At 37.5% G+C, this 20,091-nt stretch carries 19 protein-coding genes; 1 reads left to right on the top strand and 18 read right to left on the bottom strand.

Annotated elements, in window-relative coordinates; translation table 11 throughout:
- Positions 1-135: 135 nt before the first annotated feature.
- The 4 genes from AC3WOM_RS18170 to cymR all read right to left on the bottom strand — a co-directional run bounded on the left by AC3WOM_RS18170 (position 136) and on the right by cymR (position 4,143).
- Positions 136-795, bottom strand: coding sequence for a tetratricopeptide repeat protein (locus AC3WOM_RS18170; RefSeq protein ID WP_492447863.1), 660 nt, complete (start codon positions 793-795; stop codon positions 136-138).
- A 68-nt stretch (positions 796-863) separates the two neighbouring features.
- Positions 864-1,988, bottom strand: a complete 1,125-nt coding sequence (gene mnmA / locus AC3WOM_RS18165; protein ID WP_492447862.1) for a tRNA 2-thiouridine(34) synthase MnmA — start codon at positions 1,986-1,988, stop codon at positions 864-866.
- 503 nt (positions 1,989-2,491) lie between these two features.
- Positions 2,492-3,640: a cysteine desulfurase family protein gene (locus AC3WOM_RS18160; RefSeq protein WP_492447861.1), complete on the bottom strand. Its 1,149-nt coding sequence runs from the start codon at positions 3,638-3,640 to the stop codon at positions 2,492-2,494.
- A gap of 83 nt (positions 3,641-3,723) precedes the next feature.
- The gene (cymR, locus tag AC3WOM_RS18155) at positions 3,724-4,143 is read right to left on the bottom strand and encodes a cysteine metabolism transcriptional regulator CymR (RefSeq protein ID WP_427547410.1); all 420 of its coding nucleotides are present in this window, start codon (positions 4,141-4,143) and stop codon (positions 3,724-3,726) included.
- Between the two features lie 186 nt (positions 4,144-4,329).
- On the opposite strand from cymR, the gene AC3WOM_RS18150 reads away from it, so the two are divergent.
- The gene (locus AC3WOM_RS18150) at positions 4,330-5,619 is read left to right on the top strand and encodes a replication-associated recombination protein A (RefSeq protein ID WP_492447860.1); all 1,290 of its coding nucleotides are present in this window, start codon (positions 4,330-4,332) and stop codon (positions 5,617-5,619) included.
- A gap of 91 nt (positions 5,620-5,710) precedes the next feature.
- On the opposite strand, the gene AC3WOM_RS18145 is transcribed toward AC3WOM_RS18150, so the two are convergent.
- The 14 genes from AC3WOM_RS18145 to AC3WOM_RS18080 all read right to left on the bottom strand — a co-directional run bounded on the left by AC3WOM_RS18145 (position 5,711) and on the right by AC3WOM_RS18080 (position 20,079).
- Positions 5,711-6,466, bottom strand: coding sequence for a hypothetical protein (locus tag AC3WOM_RS18145; protein ID WP_492447858.1), 756 nt, complete (start codon positions 6,464-6,466; stop codon positions 5,711-5,713).
- Between the two features lie 92 nt (positions 6,467-6,558).
- Positions 6,559-8,715 carry a methyl-accepting chemotaxis protein gene (locus AC3WOM_RS18140; protein WP_492447857.1) on the bottom strand — a complete coding sequence of 719 codons (2,157 nt, stop codon included), beginning with the start codon at positions 8,713-8,715 and terminating at the stop codon, positions 6,559-6,561.
- Positions 8,716-8,901: 186 nt separating this feature from the next.
- Positions 8,902-9,621: a hypothetical protein gene (locus AC3WOM_RS18135; protein ID WP_427547398.1), complete on the bottom strand. Its 720-nt coding sequence runs from the start codon at positions 9,619-9,621 to the stop codon at positions 8,902-8,904.
- A 450-nt stretch (positions 9,622-10,071) separates the two neighbouring features.
- Positions 10,072-10,590: a hypothetical protein gene (locus AC3WOM_RS18130; RefSeq protein ID WP_492447856.1), complete on the bottom strand. Its 519-nt coding sequence runs from the start codon at positions 10,588-10,590 to the stop codon at positions 10,072-10,074.
- Between the two features lie 214 nt (positions 10,591-10,804).
- A complete protein-coding gene (locus AC3WOM_RS18125) occupies positions 10,805-11,191 on the bottom strand; it encodes a hypothetical protein (protein ID WP_492447855.1) in 387 nt (128 codons plus the stop codon).
- Positions 11,192-11,342: 151 nt separating this feature from the next.
- A complete protein-coding gene (locus tag AC3WOM_RS18120) occupies positions 11,343-12,104 on the bottom strand; it encodes a tRNA threonylcarbamoyladenosine dehydratase (RefSeq protein ID WP_427547390.1) in 762 nt (253 codons plus the stop codon).
- Positions 12,105-12,463: 359 nt separating this feature from the next.
- Positions 12,464-13,432: an N-acetylglucosamine kinase gene (locus AC3WOM_RS18115; RefSeq protein ID WP_492447854.1), complete on the bottom strand. Its 969-nt coding sequence runs from the start codon at positions 13,430-13,432 to the stop codon at positions 12,464-12,466.
- A gap of 65 nt (positions 13,433-13,497) precedes the next feature.
- A complete protein-coding gene (locus AC3WOM_RS18110) occupies positions 13,498-14,580 on the bottom strand; it encodes a DUF871 domain-containing protein (protein WP_492447853.1) in 1,083 nt (360 codons plus the stop codon).
- A gap of 25 nt (positions 14,581-14,605) precedes the next feature.
- Positions 14,606-15,934 carry a PTS sugar transporter subunit IIC gene (locus AC3WOM_RS18105; RefSeq protein ID WP_492447852.1) on the bottom strand — a complete coding sequence of 443 codons (1,329 nt, stop codon included), beginning with the start codon at positions 15,932-15,934 and terminating at the stop codon, positions 14,606-14,608.
- 45 nt (positions 15,935-15,979) lie between these two features.
- On the bottom strand, positions 15,980-16,300 hold the full coding sequence (locus AC3WOM_RS18100) for a PTS lactose/cellobiose transporter subunit IIA (RefSeq protein WP_492447851.1): 321 nt from the start codon (positions 16,298-16,300) through the stop codon (positions 15,980-15,982).
- Positions 16,301-16,313: 13 nt separating this feature from the next.
- Positions 16,314-16,625: a PTS sugar transporter subunit IIB gene (locus AC3WOM_RS18095; protein WP_427547375.1), complete on the bottom strand. Its 312-nt coding sequence runs from the start codon at positions 16,623-16,625 to the stop codon at positions 16,314-16,316.
- Positions 16,626-16,886: 261 nt separating this feature from the next.
- Positions 16,887-18,062, bottom strand: coding sequence for a GNAT family N-acetyltransferase (locus tag AC3WOM_RS18090; protein WP_492447850.1), 1,176 nt, complete (start codon positions 18,060-18,062; stop codon positions 16,887-16,889).
- Between the two features lie 41 nt (positions 18,063-18,103).
- Positions 18,104-19,816 (bottom strand): phosphoenolpyruvate--protein phosphotransferase, encoded by a 1,713-nt coding sequence (gene ptsP / locus AC3WOM_RS18085; protein WP_492447849.1) that lies wholly within the window; start codon positions 19,814-19,816, stop codon positions 18,104-18,106.
- Positions 19,810-20,079, bottom strand: coding sequence for an HPr family phosphocarrier protein (locus tag AC3WOM_RS18080; protein WP_492447847.1), 270 nt, complete (start codon positions 20,077-20,079; stop codon positions 19,810-19,812). The genes ptsP and AC3WOM_RS18080 overlap by 7 nt, the downstream gene beginning before the upstream one ends.
- Between the last annotated feature and the right edge of the window lie 12 nt (positions 20,080-20,091).

The following is a 20,091-nucleotide window of genomic DNA, read 5'->3' as shown; positions in this document are numbered from 1 at the left end:
CCACTGGAAAGCGAGTAGCCTGGAACGGAAATCACCTTCATTTGAATTAGTAGTATTCACAAAGAGTCCCTTGACCAATTAGTTTTTCAACACTATGAGCAGCAAGTTCATGAAATGACACTTGCTACTTCTATATTAGTTAAAGCGTTGCGCAATCATATCATAAATATAACGTGCTTGGTCATAGTCAGGTTGTAGGGTAAAAGCTTGTTTTAGATGATACATTGCCTCTTCTGTTTGTTCAGTGGACACAGCATAAAGTACACCTAAATTATAGTGTGCATCAGCATTATTCCAATCCTGTTCAATTAACTGATCCAATTCCTTCTTCCCTTCTGCAAACATTTCAAGTGCACACAGTATGATTGCATAGGCAAGACGAATTTGTGTATCCTCTGGCGCAAGCTCACTAGCACGTTGTAAATATGGCAGTGCCAGTCTCGAATTCTCCATACGCTCAAAGCATTTACCTATCATATAATACACATCTGCACCTTCTATTTTATGCTTTAGTGCTTGCTCATATAGTTTTACGGCTTCTGCATAGCGTTCAACATTATAGTATAAATTAGCCAAGCCATAGTAAGCAGTTGCTGCCGTTTCATCTACAGTGATGGCTTTTTGAAAGAATCTCTCTGCACGCTCAGTATCCTCTAAAACTGCTAAAAGATTTCCAAAGTTGACATAGCCAATTGCATTTTGCGGTTCTGCTTCAATTGCTTGTGTAAAAAGTTGTGCAGCATCTTCATAGCGCTTTTCTTGAAAGGCTAAAATGCCCTTTTCGTTAAAATTCATATTTTACGTTCACCTCTACATAGCGAAAGACTGCTCATATAAAGCAATTACAGCAGTCTTTTCACTAATTATCCAACATATGTTAGTATTTCGTTATTTTTAAAAACCTCATCGATTGTGCCGCCGCCTAAGCATTCTTCACCATCATATAAAACAACAGCTTGTCCAGGTGTAATTGCACGTACTGGCTCATCAAATGTAATTTGGGTACGTCCATCTTCTAAAACTTCTACTTCTACTGATGTATCTGTTTGACGATAACGGAATTTTGCTGTGCATGAAAATTTCCCAGGCAATTTTTTTGTCGAAGTATAGTTCATTTTTACAGCAGTTAATGATGTAGAGTATGAATACTCGTTGTCAAAGCCTTGACCAACAAGTAATACATTGCGTTCCAAATCTTTCCCAAGCACAAACCAAGGTTCTCCGTCTCCACCAATCCCAAGACCATGTCGTTGACCTAGTGTATAGTACATTAATCCATCATGCTGCCCCATGACAATGCCATCCATTGTCTCCATTTTACCAGGTTGAGCTGGTAAATATTGACTTAAAAATTCTTTGAAATTACGTTCTCCAATAAAGCAGATTCCTGTTGAATCTTTTTTCTTAGCCGTCGCTAAACCAGCTTCTTCTGCAATTTTTCGAACCTCTTTTTTCTCAATATCACCAATTGGAAACATAACATGTGATAATTGCTCCTGAGATAGTTGGTTTAGGAAATATGTTTGATCCTTATTATCATCTATTCCACGGAGCATTTTTACTTCACCATCATCACTACGATCGATTCTAGCATAATGTCCTGTCGCTAAATAATCAGCCCCTAAATCCATCGCATGCTCTAAAAAGGCTTTGAACTTTATTTCCTTATTGCACATTACATCAGGGTTTGGTGTTCGTCCTGCTTTATATTCCTCTAAAAAGTATGTGAAAACCTTATCCCAATATTGCTTTTCAAAGTTGACTGCATAGTACGGAATTCCAATTTGGTTACATACTTTAATAACATCATCATAATCTTCAGTAGCTGTACAAACGCCATTTTCGTCTGTGTCATCCCAGTTTTTCATAAATATCCCGATTACCTCATACCCCTGTTGTTTCAGCAAATATGCTGCAACCGAAGAATCTACCCCGCCTGACATGCCGACAACAACACGAATTTGTGAGGGGTCACGTGTTTCTTTCATTGTGGTCACCTTTTCTTTTCTTGAAATTTCATCAATTTCGCCTTGGCGTAATTGTGGCTGTCGCTTCGCTTTCGCACAGATAAACAATGCGTCCGGATTTTGAATTGTGCCCAGGCCTGCACGAGGGCCGACACGATGTCGGTCATTTCGGTAATGCCACAGGACGTGGCGTTTTTACCGATGCAGGTCAGTTAGCCGTGTTCGCAGGATGCGAAGATTTTAGGCTAACATCCTTTTATTCATTCCTTTGAAAATCCGTGACATCCGCCGGAAGCTTTGGGCCAACAGATGTTTTTTGTGCGAAGTGCTAACGCAGCGGCAGCAACATGATGTTGGTCACTCAGGCGTTTTCACAGGAAGTGAAGTTCTTAGCCTGAGTTCCTCTATTTCAGTTGGTGTTTAGACACCCACTGAAAAAGAAACAATACTGCATTTATCTCTCCACCTGTAAAGGCGGGAGTCTTCTGCTGAATGAAGATAAAATAAGTTAAGCGTTATATACTTTATTTTTTCGCAAGCCTTTTCACAACAGCTGCTGTTTTTTCAGCGGCATATCGTATATCTTCTTCCGTTAAACCTTGCCCAAAGCTAAAACGAATTGAGTTACGTAACTCTTCTGCTCCTTGTTCAAACATTGCAACTAAAACATGAGATGGGTCAATGGAACCCGCAGTACAAGCAGAGCCACTTGACACACAAATACCTGCCATATCAAGATTTACAAGGAATGACTCTACTTCCATACCAGTGAAACTTACATTTAAAAGATGTGGAAGTATATTTTCTACATCTCCATTTACATGGTATGTCAGCTTTTCTTGCGTAAAAATATCAAGCATAATTTGCTTAAAGCGATTGTACAGTGCTCGCTTCTCTTCACGCAAGTCATTTGCAATTTGAACAGCTGTCGCAAAACCAATAATTGCAGGTACATTTTCAGTACCCGCACGACGTTTTTTCTCCTGTTGACCACCTAGAGCATAGCTAGCAAGCTGAGTTCCCGTTTTTTGGTAAAGGAAGCCAATTCCTTTAGGACCGTTTATTTTATGCGCAGAAACACTTAGTAAATCCACATGTAAATCAGCAACACTTAATGTCTCTAAACCGTATGCCTGCACTGCATCTGTATGGAAAGTGGCCTTATGTTCTAGTAACAGTTTACCAATTTCAGCAATAGGTTGAATTGTTCCGACCTCATTATTCCCATACATAATCGTAACTAAAATTGTATCCTCACGTAATGCATTCCGCACATCTTCTACAGAAACACGTCCCATTTCATCTACTGGTAAATAGGTTACGTCAAAGCCATCTCGCTCAAGTTTTTCACATGTGTGTAGCACCGCATGGTGTTCAATTTGTGTAGTAATAATATGTTTTCCTTCACTAGCTCGAGCATAAACAGTTCCCAGTATTGCTGTATTATCCGCCTCAGTGCCACCACTTGTTAAAATAATTTCTCCAGGTTGAGCACCAATTGATTTGGCTAATACTTCACGTGCATCATCTAAATATTTTCGTGCCTCTCGACCTGCTCCATGAATACTCGATGCATTTCCATAAACATCCTGCATTGCAACAGTCATAGCATGGATGACCTTATCATTCATAGGTGCTGTTGCCGCATGATCGAGATAAATATATGAATTCATGTTGAAAACTCCTTTGTACGAAAAGCGCTAAAGCACCAGTATCCCTACCAAATAAGAATAATGATGCTTTAGCCTAAACTTAATTAAATATAGAACATATAGCCTTCCACTACATTTTCCTCAGTATATTGTGCTAAATCCTCAATAGTAGTTGTATCCAGCACATTTTTCACAGCATCGCGAATGCGAAGCCATAGCTCTCGCTGAGGTGCTTCCTCATTTTCAATTCCTTCAACCGGCTGGATAGGTCCCTCTAAAACACTAATTACATTAGCTGCTGAAATCTCACTTGGTTGATTCGCTAGCATATAACCACCATAGGCACCACGCACACTCTTTACTAAGCCTGAATTACGTAGCGGGGATACTAATTGCTCTAAGTATGCCTCCGATAAATCCTTTTCTGCGGCAATTTTACGTAACGGTATAGGACCTTCTCCATAATGCTTTGCTAATTCAATCATAATCGTTAGCCCATAACGGCCTTTAGTTGAAATTTTCATTTTATCACCCTCAATTAGTCTAGTCAAAAATACTACCAACAGTATATCATAATCTCCTCTTGAAGAACTCGGAAATACTCTTGAATAGTTATGATATACTAATAATTGTGCATTAATTCAGATTGACAAAATACGTTGACGCTTTATTTCAGCTCATATACATTACGTTTAAAGGGGGTATTTTTAATGCATAACGAACCACTTGCTTACCGCATGCGACCATTAAGTCTTGATGAAATTGTCGGTCATCAAGAGTTTATTGGTCCTACTACCGCTCTTTATAAAATGATTCAAAATGAGCATGTTCCTTCTATGCTCTTATACGGTGAGCCTGGTATTGGTAAAACGTCGATTGCGAATGCAATAGCTGGAAGCTCAAAACTCCCCTTCTTTGCTCTGAATGCTACACGTGCTGGGAAAAAAGACGTTGAGGATATTGTACAGGAAGCAAGAATCTCAGGGAAGGTATTACTTTTTTTGGATGAAATTCATCGCTTTAATAAATTACAGCAGGATACTTTGCTACCCCATGTTGAAAATGGCTCCATTGTACTTATTGGAGCAACTACTGAGAATCCATATCATGACGTCAATCCAGCGATTCGCTCCCGCTGTGGAGAAATCTATCAACTAAAACGGCTAACGCAGGAAAATCTGATGGAGCTTGTGAAAAAGGCACTTGCTGATGAAAAACGCGGATTAGGCAAACAGCATTTCATCTTAACAGATGGACAAATTGAACAAATTGCCGGTGCTGCTAACGGAGATGCACGCAAGGCACTAACATTGCTTGAATCCATTTATTATGCAAGTGATGAGGTAGACGGTCAAACCATTGCGGCAGATCATATTATCAAACATCTTATCGGAAGAATCGGTGTATATGGTGACAAAAAAGGATCTCATTTTTACAATTTGCTATCTGCATTACAAAAATCTGTGCGAGGTAGTGATACCAATGCCGCACTATATTATTTAGCACATTTACTAGAAACTGGTGATCTAGTCGCTGTCAGCAGACGTTTACTTGTCATGGCTTATGAGGATATAGGACTAGCACAGCCAGATGTCGGTGCACATATGCTTGCCGCCGTTCAAGCAGCAGAGCGTTTAGGCTTACCTGAGGCTCGTATCCCCCTTGCTAGTGCTGTGATCGAAATGTGCCTAGCATCAAAATCCAATTCCGCTATTGTAGCTATTGATGCTGCCATTGCTAGCATCCACGAAGGAAAAACAGGTGATATTCCACATCATTTACGTGATGCTCATTACGAGGGAGCAAAAGATTTAGGACATGTGGGCTATCAATATCCACATAACACCCCAATTGGTACTTTCGGTGGTTGGGTTGATCAACAGTATTTACCCGACGAGCTTGTTGGTGTTGAATTTTATACGCCTGTTATTGCTGGTGAAGAAAAACGAATGGCAGGCATCTACGAAAAGCTTAAATCTTTCCATAAGGAACAAAAATAATTTCATAATCCGCAGAAAATCAGGCATTTCAAAAAAGGACAATATATGTTATATCACTAATATGTATTGTCCTTTTAACATCTCCATATCTTTAAGAATCTTTCAAAACAGGAAATCCAGCCCGAGACCATAGCCATAACGGCGTGTGCACATCAATCGGTATTATTCCAGTTCCTTTGAGTACCCTCTCCCAAGCGTTAGCTACAATTTTTCTATCATTGGTTTTACCTCTTAATACCTCCTCTGAACATAAACCTAATTTAACGGTAGCCTTTAAAATATGAGTATCAGGTGCTATTGTCATTAGTTCACGGGAATTCCAACAAATTTCTGTATAGCTCTCCACAACATAAAGCCAGTAATTGAATATTTTTGGTCCAGATAGATAAGGAAAATCGTATTTTCTTGTACCTTGCATTAATTCTTTCAATGAATGAATATCAAATTGAACAGATTCAATAAGACCAAGGACATTTCCTTTTGCTGAAGAATGAACTATTCCTCTAGCTACACGCTGCCAAATTTCCGGATGTCGATTAGGCTGTAATCCTACACGATGAAGAAGTAATGCCTCTCGAATCACATCAATATCTCTATTTACAACAATACTCGGATTAAAAATCCACCTCGTTTCTTCATCTTGATATGCTTTTACAACTGACTCCCACAGTTTATAAGAATTTCTTTGATAATTTAAAGCCATAGCTAACGTTAATACTTCTAATAAATCCTCTTCTGATACAACACCAATCAGTATGTCTTCAGGCATTGTTTCTCCACCAAGAAGCCCTTCTGAGTGCATTCGCATCAAGTTATTAATATTCTTCAAAAATCGTTCTGTTGTCATTATTTCCCTCCAAGAATTAAGAAACTTTTCAATAAGTTTTTATTTTAATGAAAGGTTAAATTCAAGCAGCCCTGTCCCAACTAATATCACTTTTATTTCACCTTAAATTTCGACACTGCATATGCGAGCCTGCCAATTACTAAAGATGATCGCTCAGAATTAAAGCGTGCTTGCTTAATTTGCCCCATCATTTCCTCTGTTGACGCAGAAACTTGAGTGACTACCCGTACATTTTGTTCACTACTCGCTGCAATACTTTGAATGATATTTTTCATTTCTTCGGTTTCATGATTTTTTGATGAACGAGTTGACATATTCATCAACATCGCATGAACACCTTTTATGAAGTTAGCACCCTGTTCCACTTCTATACTGCTTGCTTTAATAGACTGCTGAATATTCTCCGAGCTTGTTTCTATACTATGTAAAGTTGAATGGATCTCTTCGGTTGCATTCTTTGTTTGCATCGATAGCTTGCGTATTTCTTCTGCTACTACCGCAAAACCCTTTCCATGTTCACCAGCTCTTGCTGCCTCAATAGAAGCATTTAAGGCTAATAGATTTGTTTGCTCAGCAATTGCATTAATTGATAAGACAACATTTCCAATGCTTTCAGAAGATTGTTGGAAGGTTGAAGTGAGTTGCAATGTCGATTGTACCTTTCCTACAATTTTTTTCATTTCCTCATTGATATCTTCAACCTGTCGTTGAGCTATTTTTAATTGTTCATCTGCATTTATTTCCATTGCATGCATTTTTTCTTGAATTTCTTCAATATGCCCCATCGCTTGTTGAACATTATACAACTGATGTTGAATGGCTATATGCATTTCTTTCATTTGCTGTAACACTATTAACGAATCAGTCTCTACCTGCACCGCACGATTTTGTAGGGTACTATTAGTTGACTCAACATCATGGGATGATCGTTGTACCCTTGCTAATAACTCTCCTTGACTATCTACAAAATTGTTAATTGCACGACCCATATCTCCTATTTCATCCCGAGTCAGCATCGTTTCAGGAGTACGGATTGTTAAATCACCAGCACCTTCAGAGATTTTATGAATCATTCCCGTCATATTCTCAAGCTTGCTTGTTATCGGTGCTAAACGCTTCATTAAGAAATACCAGGCACCAACTGTACCATACATCACATTAATACAAAAGATAAGCATGTTAGGAAGCTGTAACCATGTCAATAATTGAAATAGAAAAATATTCATCAGCATAAAAATTATAAAGCTGCTCGCTAAAGTAAAGCCAATGGATCGTTCATTGTACACTTCATATAAATCAGCCTCACACATTATCCCCCATTCATCAGGAGAATGAGGAAGCTGAAAGATTTTCCCGCTACCTACAACTGGAACACCTCGATAATCTGCATAACCTGGAAAATGTATAGCTACATTTTGTCCATTTTGTATGGTGCTTGTAACACCGGAATGTATTTGGGGGGCAGAAGAATTTAAGAATGTTAATTCGAACTCTGTATGTTTGTTTACCTTTACTATATTTCCATTTTTAGTTTCAATCCCAGATTTCAAATTAGCGCCAAAGGATATTGAGCTGTCCTCAAATCGACTACGAGAAAGCGCAGCTCCTTGAGAAATAGACGCATCAAAATTGGAACGCGCCATAAACAAATAATTATCCCCTGATTGCGGATAAATATGGCCCGCTTCACGTTGGATTAAATCACCTAGTACATCATTTGGTACACGAGCAGCTAGCACACTATGTAACTGTTGTTTCTCTAAAACTGGTTGTAAAAATAACAATGTAACCGCATCATGAAATTTAGAGGATTTGGCACCTATGTGCTCTGTTAGAGGGTCAATAAATGGTCCAAATAATAAAGGCTCTTTTGTTGCTATAACTTGTTGAATAGCCTTACTTATCATCTGAACATCATCTGAATATATCTTACCTGCATGCTGAGAATAACTAGAAGCAAAGACCTTTAGTGTTGAATCTATTAAAAATAATTCAGTAAAATATGTACTTTTCTCCTTGGATTCTTGTAAAAAGGATTCTAGGAATCGATGCTCTGTTTGAGCAATGATCTGCGCCCTATTTTCAAGTGATACCCAGCGATCATGTGTCCAATTTTTTAGTAAATCCACTCGTGTTTTTGCAATATCTTCAAACATTTCTTCCTTCATTTGTATTGTCTTTTTATTTAATTGATAATTCCACCATAATTGGACATTCGCCTTTACGGAATTCAAGTTAAATTTACTCACATATATCACTCCATTTCATGTAATATATCCTTACATCAAATTACCCCTCTACTTAAAAATAGGTTAAAATAATAAGTAATGATAGCATATATAACATATCAAAGAAATAATTTTAAAGAAATTTCAGAAAATAATGCTTTAATTCATTTATATTCCATAAAAAAACAGGACAGACTGCTTAAGCAATCATCCTGTAAAGCTGGGATTATCCGTTGTGTAACGCTCACTATAAAATAAGTTCAAAATATCTGCCACATCCCTCATTGATGGTAGAGAATTTGTTTCATCCCCCTCTTTTTCCTTTACTTTATCATGTAAATGGTTTAGAAAATTATAGGTTTGATAAAGTAAGCTCGCAAACTCTTGGGCGTTTTCCTTTACCTCATAACGAATTGCCTTCACTGCAATTGCTTGGGCAATCAAATGTTCCCTTGATATTGGAACTTGCTCCTCATCTAAATAGTCATCAGTCGCTCTGTATAATAATTTCATTGCTTCATACACTTCATTGTTATTTTGAAATCTATCCTTCAGCCATTGTAAGGTAAATTGTAAAAGGACAACAGCATAGATAAGAGAGAGGCATTCATCACCTAACGATTTTTTCGCCAAACGTTTAAAATGTTCTGCCTGTGTCACAAGCTCAAATAATATTAGACGAATTGGGTATAACATTGCATGCCCGCTGTTGATATATAATTTTTCTCGCCCCTTGTACAAAGCCAACCAAAAATCCTTTACAAGGGAGATCGATTTTCTTGTGGACAGCGCTAATTGACATTGAATAAGCTCATATTCAAGTGTAGGCTGAATCAACCGTTGAAACAAAAGCTCTTCATCCTCATTTACCAATAGCAATGGTTTTTCTAAGTTCGTCAAATCTATTTCTGTACCATTGATAAACATTCAAAGTCCCCCTTTCTAACATATAAATTTCCTATTTTCCAACTATATTTCGACAAAGATCTATAAATACCTTTTAAGTAAAAAGTCCTTTTTTACTAAAGTAGCAACCAATTACACCCCAGCGTAATTGCGTCCAGATTTTTTCGAGCCCTCTCAAAAAGTTCCTTCTCAAAATCCTTGTCATCTACCAGGGGCTTTGGGCCAACGGGATGTTGGTCACTAAGTCGTGTGTGTTGCTGTCGCTTCGCTTTCGCACAATAAAGATCTGTTGCTGTCGCTTCGCTTTCGCACAATAAAAATCGGCTGAATCAAGTAAATTCTATAAAAAAATCCGCTAAACTTCCTCGGAAAAATTCACCCCTTACACCACAAAACTTGTAAGAAGGCTTAACCACAGAAAGTAAGCAGATTCTAGTTGAGTATTCTATTTTCTGAAAAGTAATAAAAGAATTATTCCGCTATTTCTTTATCAACAAATTGTTTAAAATGCTGCAGACATTGTTTAACCGAACCTTTTTGATCAAGCACTGTATTTTTTAATGAATCCGCTTTCTCGTCATCATTTACAACTTCACTATAAAGAGCGAAAATGGCAAATAGTAATTGTGCGTTCTCCTCCTGTTCGATACTAGGTAGTGAATAGGCAGCGATAGTTAATAATTGCTCGACTTTCTCTGGCGTTTTTTGTAACGCATTGGAAGAATAATAGGTTGATGCGGCTAAAAAATAGCATAATTTTGCACTACAATCTATAAACAAATGCCAGTATGTATTGGCATCTGGTATTTCACCTGCCCTATTAGCAACATACTCTTTATAAAATGTAGTGACCTGTATATATAAAGGATTTAGTTCTCTCATAGCTTTTGGATAATTATTAGACGTATCCAAATAGTCAAATACAATAGCATCCATCTTTTCTTGAAGTTTTACAATATCTAAATGATCACGAATTACTTGAATTTCCATTTTACCACTCTCCCATGTTCTCATTTGTTTTCTAAACGCCATTCCTACTCCCCTAAGCAGTCCTGTACATTCCAAACAAATCGATCTATTATCAATTGGAATTATTCAAATTATAGCAATAAACCAAATCAAGAAGTGTGGACATGAAGAAAATAAGACAATTTCGTGAATTAATAGCATTTTTGTGTACGTAAGATGATCTATTTTGATAGAATTAAATCCTTTGTACATATTCCTCAAATAAAAATTGCTCCTTCGTACGATCAACAATTTCTATAATGCTTCCCTGGACATATTTTTTTATTCTTTGTTTTGGACTATAAAAATAAGCGTTGTTTGTTATGAGCCATTCACTTAGCGTCCATTCACTACCCTGTTGATAATTTGTCAATATACGCTTATGGCGAAGTATATCTGCCATTTTGTAAAAACCCTCTGATAGCTCATAAGCAGAAACATCAAAATTAAAAATAGGGCTCACAACCTGTCCAGTATCAAAAATATGTATTGTTTGCCCTTGTTCATCAATAGCAAGTTCCACCGAACTGATTTCATCGAACAAATTTAAACCTCTGTATTCCATTTGGTAGATTTGTTCCACTATTAACCGCCTCCTTTTTTTACAACGTTCCTATTGTAACACAGAAAAAGTAACTGCCTCCAAAGTCAATTGAGACAGCTACTTCTATCAAATGGTTCAATTTTGTTCTTTTTTGCTTACATCATGAGGAGAAAGTTACTATTATCTAGCATTATCCCTGCACACGAGTGATTTTTACATCTTTTAAGATTGTATTCACTACCCAGCTCGCTGCAATTAAACCTGCGACAGAAGGTACAAACGCATTTGAAGATGGGGGCATTTTTGCTTTGCGAATAGCTGCATCAGGCTTCCCAACATGCTCAACGACATCTGGTCGAACTACAATCGGACTTTCATCGGAGAATACCACTGTTATTCCTTTATGAATACCTTCCTTGCGTAATTTTGTACGAATAATCTTTGCTAGCGGATCTGTATGTGTTTTTGAAATATCTGCAATTTGGAAGCGAGTAGGGTCCATTTTATTTGCTGCACCCATACTTGAAATAATAGGAATATTACGCTTTAAGCATTCCTTCATTATATGAATTTTATACATTACTGTATCACTTGCATCAATCACATAATCAATGCCTTGTGCGAAAAATTCTTCATATGTTTCTTCTGTGTAAAACATATGCATATCAATTACTTCACATTGTGGATTAATATCTACAATTCGCTCTTTCATAACACCTGATTTCGATTTACCTACTGTCGAAAGATAAGCAACTAATTGGCGATTTACATTCGTGATATCAACATTATCCTTGTCCACTAAAATAATGCGTCCTATTCCACTTCGTGCACATGCCTCAGCTGCAAATGACCCAACGCCACCTACTCCAAGTATGGCAACCGTTGTATTTTTTAATTTTTCGAGACCCTCTGTTCCTATCGCGAGCTCGTTACGTGAAAATTGATGTAACATTCTTACACTCTCCGTCTGTTATAATTTTTTATCAATATACATATGCAGTAATTAATCTGTACCGAATTCGCAATGTCAGATACAAATCTTTAAGTAAAGGGTGATTCACTGTCCATAAAAGCCCTATTCGTTGAAGGCAGTAGGATATGAAGGCTTTACCTTTTGCTCTATCAGTGGGGTGAGATCCACACTTTATTAGTAAACCTAGTTAAATACTAAGATAAAATCAAATCTATATTACATTTTATCATGTTATTCTTCAAGTGAAAATTATAACTAAAAAATATTCAACACTTATAAGGGGCAATGGAAGGAAATACCTTTCAATTGCCCCTAGTTTTACACGATTAATTTTCTAGTTATTCATTTTTCTTTTGAAAATTTTCTATAAAATCGGTACCAGGCTGAATATTCATTTCTTTAAAAGCTGCAATGACTGCTCCCCCAATTGGTGGTAGCAGCGGTTTTATAAATTGCAATGGAAGGTCATCAGCAATTGCGAGCTGCTGCAACTTAGGTAGAAAATAATCTTCATTATTAAAAACTCCCCCTGCTAAGACAACAGGCACATGCTCTTTTCCCCAAATCATTTGTTTATAACAGGCTTTAATCGCGCTATAGTACTTTTGGCAAGCATCTTCTAAAATTTTATGGGCAACTTCATCACCATGATTAGCCATCGCAACAACATATTTGCTCAATGGTGCAACAACTGTACGTGGATGCTCTTCTCCATAAATACATTCTATTAATTGTGGTACATTAGCTATAGCAAAATAATGCAATACTGCATCTGTTAAAGCAGTTGCTCTTCCTCTGCCATCATAGCCTTGAAAAATCGCCTTTAACACTTGGATACCTATATCATATCCACTACCCTCATCATCAAAAAGATACCCCCAGCCTCCCACACGCTGAAAATTTTGCTGCTGATCGTAGCCCATTGTTATGGCGCCAGTCCCTGCTATTTGAACAATGCCCGCCTGACCAAGCGTTCCAGCATAAAGGGCAATTATTGCATCATTGTCAATAGAAATAATTGCAGTTTTTGAAACATATTGCCGTAATATTTCCTCTACAGTTCTCTCTGCCTGAAGCTCCTTTACTCCAGCCATACCAGCAAAACAACTATGTACAGCCGAAAATACTTGAGGGTTCTGCTGTTGTAAGTTTTGCATGATAGTATGAATTGTTGACTCAAAATAATGAAGATCCATTGCTGTCGGATTACTGCGAGTAGTCACTACTTTGGCATAAATATTTCCATGTTCATCACACAGGACCGCAGATGTTTTTGTGCCTCCACCATCTATCGCTAAAACATACATAATTTTTACCCCTTTCCTCATAAAGAAAAAAGGATTGATCTCTCAATCCCTTTCCCTTTTCACTATCATCTCGTAAAGCCAAATGATTCCCATGGCTGAATATGTGCTAGTAAAAATTGTTCTTCCTTGACAACTCTGGCTACTATATTTGTTGAACCAGCATTTGGTATTTCTTTCAACACAATTTGCAGTTCCCCCTTATAACGAATATCCAGATTATTATCAATGGTTACATCACCAAGTTTCAATGGATTTGTATCATGTGCAGGAAAGTCACCATTTTTATATTTAACGCGAGATTGTGTACTTCTAATCACATATTCTGATACATCTCCACGGTTAAAATGAGGCTCCTTAAACAGAACCGCTTCTTCTAAAACAGATGTTTCAGCAGAGGATACAACTTTGAGCTCAAGCTTTTGGCGATTTAATTGCCCTAAGGCATAAAGCTCTTCCTCCGAGGCATACATATTCCCAATAATACAATCATCAATTAATCCTGTGTGCCATAAATCCTTCGCTTGCACAGTAATTGGCAGATGCCGATGCTCTTCTAATGTTGGCAAGCCATGCTCAGTTTGCTCCCAAGGACCATATTTTGCGTGCTGAGATGAAATCATAGCAGCTGTGCGAATATGATTCATTTTAAATAGTTTAGAGGTTGTTAAAAAATGCTGACGAGAAAGACCAGTAAAACGTCTTGGATAAAAATTGTGACAGCCAATAATATTATCTTTATTTGGTTGGTAGGATAATATATTTTCTACATACTTAGTACCATTACTAATATTTAATTCTACCTTTATATTACTTACATCAAGTGACATAAAAGCTTCTTCTTGACCAGAAAACCCCATATCTAAGCGTAAAGCCGCTAAATGAAAATGTTCTTTAAAATAGCTGATATCCTTATAGCTTAAGCCTAAGTCCTTGAAGACTGCTGGTGCAATATCAGCAGATATATCAAAACCAAGCTGCTGGGCAAATTCATTAATTTTCTGTAATTTTTGCCGCTCCTGATTGTTATTTAACGACATCAGACAAGTAAATATTCGATCAAAGCCATTGTCATGAGCAAGCTGCACATAATGCTTCATTTGGTCAAGTGTACTATGCTGAGGATATAGTGATATTCCTAATCTTCTCAATTCAAATACCTCCGTTAATCAGTCATTACACTTCTACTTTTTGAATATTTGATTGTGTTACAGACTGTTTACTTTGAGCCTCTGCTTCAGCAGCTCGCTGCTCATTTTGCTTTGCCATACGGTTTGCCATCGAAATGAACGGTAAATAAATACATACTGCTACTACAATTAAGACAATACTCAGGGCAGCTCCTTGCCAAGATTGAGTTGCTAAGAATCCATTAATAATCGGTGGCGTTGTCCATGGGGGTGAAACCGTAGCTGCTGGCACAAAGCCCCACTTCGTTGCAAAGAAAGCAATGGTTACGTTAACCATTGGCGTCAAAATAAACGGTACAAATAACACTGGATTTAACACGATTGGAAGACCGAAAAGTAATGGTTCATTAATATTGAAAATCCCTGGTGCCGCCGACAAACTTCCGACGGTATTATATTGTTTATTCTTTCTAGCGAAAAGGAAAATAGCAATAATAAGTGCTATTGTTGTACCCGATCCCCCCATATTGATGAAGGCATCAAAGAATGGTTTATTTACGATATATGGTGCTACTTCCCCAGCTGAAATTGCCTTCACATTTTCTTCAATCGCTGGTAAATTAATTGTTTGCATAAATGGTTCGATGATGTTAGCACCATGAACACCTAATGTCCATAAAAACGTAGGAATGAATGCTAAAAGTAAAGCCGCAATCCATGAATTTGTTAAGCCCATAAACGGCTCTTGAACGGCTGAGTAAAATGAACCGACAATATCAGGAATATCAAAGCCTGCCGAAATAATTGTACGAACTAGAGCAATTAAACCAATTGTAATAATAGCAGGTAATAATGCAGCGAAGGATTTTGAAACAGCTGGCGGTACTCCATTTGGCATTTTTATTAACAGCTTAGGATTGCCAGTCAATTTACAGAATAATTCAGTTGACAGCAACGCAATAATAATGGCAATAAATATACCACCTGTACCTGTCGTTAACCCTGTTAATCCACCTTCACCAAATGTACCAAACGTCAAATAACTTGAAAAGCTGATTACACCGGCAGAAAGTCCATCCTTGTCGTAACTTTTCGCAAGATTATAAGCAATTGTAAAAGCTAATAACAGAGAGAGGATTCCGAATGTTGCTCCCCAAACATTGCTGCCCCACTGTGTCCAAGTTTCATGCTTCCAGATGGCATCGAGTGCATTTTGATAGAATTTGATAGGCAAATGATTAACAAGAACCGCAAGTGATCCAACAATTGTCAATGGCATGATTGTAATAAATCCATCACGAATGGCAACTAAATGACGTTGATTCCCTACTCTAGCAGCAACTGGCACAAATTTTTCTTCTAAAAAACGGAACATTTCACACACTCCCTTTATTTTTTATTTGGACATCAAAATTCGATGCTACTCCCCTTTGATTCGTTCATATAACTCAATCATTTCCACAGCTAAATCACGAAATGTTATAGCATTCATTAAATGATCCTGAGCATGGATTAACAGCATGGAAACTTCTACTTTTTCGCCCCTTGCCTCTTGTGATAATAAAGCCGTTTGAGAATGATGTGCTTCAATCAAAGCATCATTAGCAAGCTTTATTTTGTCTTTTGCTTCAACAAGCTGCCCCTTTTTTGCTAGCTGAATGGCTTCCATGCATTCACTCTTTGTATTGCCACTATGCACAATCAAGCCCATTATGGATGCCATTAATGCAGTTTCTTCCATCGACTTTGCCCCCTTAACCAATTAGCGTTAATGCCTGCTTCAAGACATTTTCACCATTCATCATGCCGTAGTCAGCCATATTAATGACATCAATCGCAAAATTCATATCCTTAAATTTTTTTTCAAAGGATCCCTTTAAGTAACGTACTTGGGGACCTAGTAAAAGCACGTCAGGCATTTTCGTAGCTAATACTTTTTCAACTTCCCCCTCAGCAATTGCATAAATATCTGCCTCAATATTTTGGTCCTGTGCAGCTTTTTGCATCTTTGACACTAATAAACTTGTGCTCATTCCTGCTACACAAACTAGCATAATATTTTTCATTTTCAGCACTCCTTTTAAATTTTAATATGATCATTCTAGCTAGCAAAAATCGTTGTTATCTTTCCTTGAAATCGCTTACTTAAGTTGAGAATAGCATCAATTGGTATATACCACAATACACTTTTTACACTATTTTCCTCATTAGAAAAGGGTTTCAAAAATTGGGCTATAACCTTGTTTCAGGCAAATAAAAGGATTTTCCAAACTGGTATAGTCCAGAAAAAAGTTTAAAAAAATTTTGTGTTTTATCTGTAGAACCCATTAAAAATACTCATAAAAGGCAGGTTTCTCAGTAGGTATTGCAAGCTGCCATTTTTCAATACTCTCTTTTGTCGGCTGTTGATGGGCATATTTAACTGCTTCCATTACAGAAAGGTAGCCTACCATCATAGCTGAAAAAAGATTGATTGGTAATGCTAACATATGCATTTCAGGGATTGAATTAGTCTCTGCTATTGAAACATTTCCATCTTTATTTATTTTGAAGATATGCCCATTCCATTCACAGAAAGAATCTTCTATATGCACATACAACGGCTCCTGAATTTCCTGCCACGAATATTGCTGCATAAAAGACAATACATCTACTATTCGAATCATGATATCCTGAACAACCTCTCTTTTAAACTGTGGTTCTTTAAAATGAAAACCAAAGTAATCGTTGTTAGAGGTAGTTCCCTTAATGCTATTGACACTTGCAGAATGTGATGTGATAAAGCGCCAAATTGCTTGTTCTGCCAGCAAATCCTCCACTATAAAATCATGAATCTCAAATATCTCATTGTGTATGGTATAACGAACATAGCCTGCCACTTTATCAGACTTAAAGTAGGCTGCCAAATGACTGTCTGGCATCCTTCTCTCTATTCTTTGCCACCAAGCATCATCCCGCAGCATACTTCCATTACGAATAAGTGCCTGTGCATTATGAAAATCTCTAATCTCACGATAAAGGTCATTATCTTTCCATTCAAAGCTCATTCGCTTAATAATGTCTAGTTGTTTTCCAAAGGTAGGAAACAGCATTTGCGGAATGGAGTAATGTAGTTTTTCAAAAAATAGTTCCCAGCCAAAGTAACGATAAAAGGAAACAGAAAATGGGGCTAAGACAGATACGGATTGCCCGTTTTCTCTCATTTTCAAGAGTGCCTCTGTCATCAGCCTTTTAATAATCCCCTGCTGCCGATATTCTGGATAGGTTGCTACAAAGCCAATTCCGCCCATAGCATAACTATTCCCATGTACAGTTATATTAAGAGGTAATATTAATAGCTGACCGACTATCTTCTGTGCATCATAAGCCCCTATCGTTGTACTATGCTCAATCCAGTATTGAAAATCCTCCCTACGTGCTCCTATATATTTATTAGGAAAACAATAATCTCTTAGTTGATGTACCTGAAAATAATCTTCTGGTGGAATTATTTTTATATCCATAAACAGATCACCCCCCATTCAATACTGAATATTCTTGAAATTCACAGACTTAAGTGCCTTTGAACATACGCCTTCACCTCATCGGCTGTAGAGAGTAATAAAATGCGCTCAATATGTAGCATTAATTGCTGCTTTGAAAGCTTAGCAATATGCGCACGCGTTTTTAGAATAGAAGAGGCGCTCATTGAAAACTCATTTAATCCCAGCCCTAGTAAAATCGGTATGGCTATTTCATCTGCCGCCATTTCACCACACATACCTACCCATTTATCTTGCTGATGGGCTGCATCAATAACGTTTTTAATTAATCTTAAAACGGCCGGATGATATGGCTGGTATAAATAAGACACATTTTCATTCATGCGATCTGCCGCTAATGTGTATTGAATTAAATCATTTGTGCCAATCGAAAAAAAGTCTACTTCTTTAGCAAAAATGTCAGCAATAATGGCTGCTGATGGGATTTCAATCATTATGCCAAGCTCTACGTTTTCAGCGACTAAATAGCCATTATTTTTTAAATGTTGCTGCTCCTCCAAAAAAATTGCCTTAGCTCTTTGAAATTCATCTAAAGTTGCAATCATTGGAAACATTATCTTTAAATGACCATAGGCACCTGCCCTTAATAATGCACGAAGCTGTACGCGAAAAATATCGTGCTGTGTTAAGCTAATTCGAATCGCTCGATAGCCAAGAAAAGGGTTCATTTCTGTTGGTAGTTTTAAATAAGGTAGATGCTTATCGCCGCCAATATCTAAGGTCCGAACAATGGTTGGCTTTCCCTGCATTTTATCAAGTACACTTTTATAGGCTTGAAACTGCTCCTCCTCTGAAGGTAGCTCCTGACGTCCCATATATAAAAATTCCGTTCGAAAAAGACCTATACCATCACCACCGGCATTTAGGATTACATCTACATCCTCTGGTTTGCCAATATTACCAGCTATTTCCACAACGCATCCATCTGCGCTAAAACTTGCCAACGAACGGTACTGGAGAAGCTCTTCATATGCTGCTATATGCTGTGTTTGCAGCTGCTTGTAAAAGCTTGATATTTCTGAGGTAGGGTTCACAATAATTTTGCCATTTGTGCCGTCTAAAATAATTGAAACTCCTTGTTGAATAACTTGTGTAGCATTTTTAGTTCCTACCACCGCTGGAATCTCTAATGTTCGTGCAAGTATAGCAGAATGCGACGTTTTACCACCTATATCCGTTATAAACCCCTTTACATATTTCGTATCTAGCATTGCAGTCATAGAGGGTGTTAAATCTGCCGCAACAATGATAACATCAGAGTTTAAACGATTAATATCTACCATTTCAATGCCTAGTAAATGCCCTAATATTCGTTTAGAGACATCTCTGATATCTGCCACTCGCTCCTGCATATAAATATTGTCTATTTCCTCAAACATCTCGATATACATATTCGCCACTTCATCTAAGGCAGACTCTGCATTCACACCTGCTAGAATTTTCGACTCAATGGCGGCAATCATTTCTGGATCTTCTAACACTAATAAATGTGCTGTAAAAATTGCTGCCTTGTCTGCACCAAATTTGCCCTGAGCCATTTCATAAATTTCTTGAAGCTCCTTTTTTGCTTTCCCCAAAGCAGCATTAAATCGTTCTAGTTCTTCTTGTACATCCAAAACAGTTACTTTTTCAAACGATAAATCGGAATCCTTTAAACAATATGCCTTTGCAAAGCTGATGCCGTCAGACACAGCTATTCCCTGTATTTCTAGCATTCCTCACCAATTCCTTTAGAAATGAATACTTCTGTAACCGTTTGAAAAAGCTTCTCTGCATCAGGACCCTCTGCTGAAATTTCTACAATGCCTCCTGAAGCTACTCCCTGAGCCATAACACCCATAATTGATTTTAAATTTACCGATTTTTCCTTATACGTTAAGGCAGCATCACATTCAAATGGCGTAACAGCAGTTACAAGTAACGCTGCTGGTCTAGCATGTAGTCCCTCTGGCGCTGTTATTTTATACATCTTTTTCATCGATATTCCCTC

Source organism: Lysinibacillus sp. FW301-JW8, from assembly GCF_058788755.1.
Note: the sequence above shows the minus strand (reverse complement) of the source record. Positions and strands in the feature narration are given on the sequence as shown.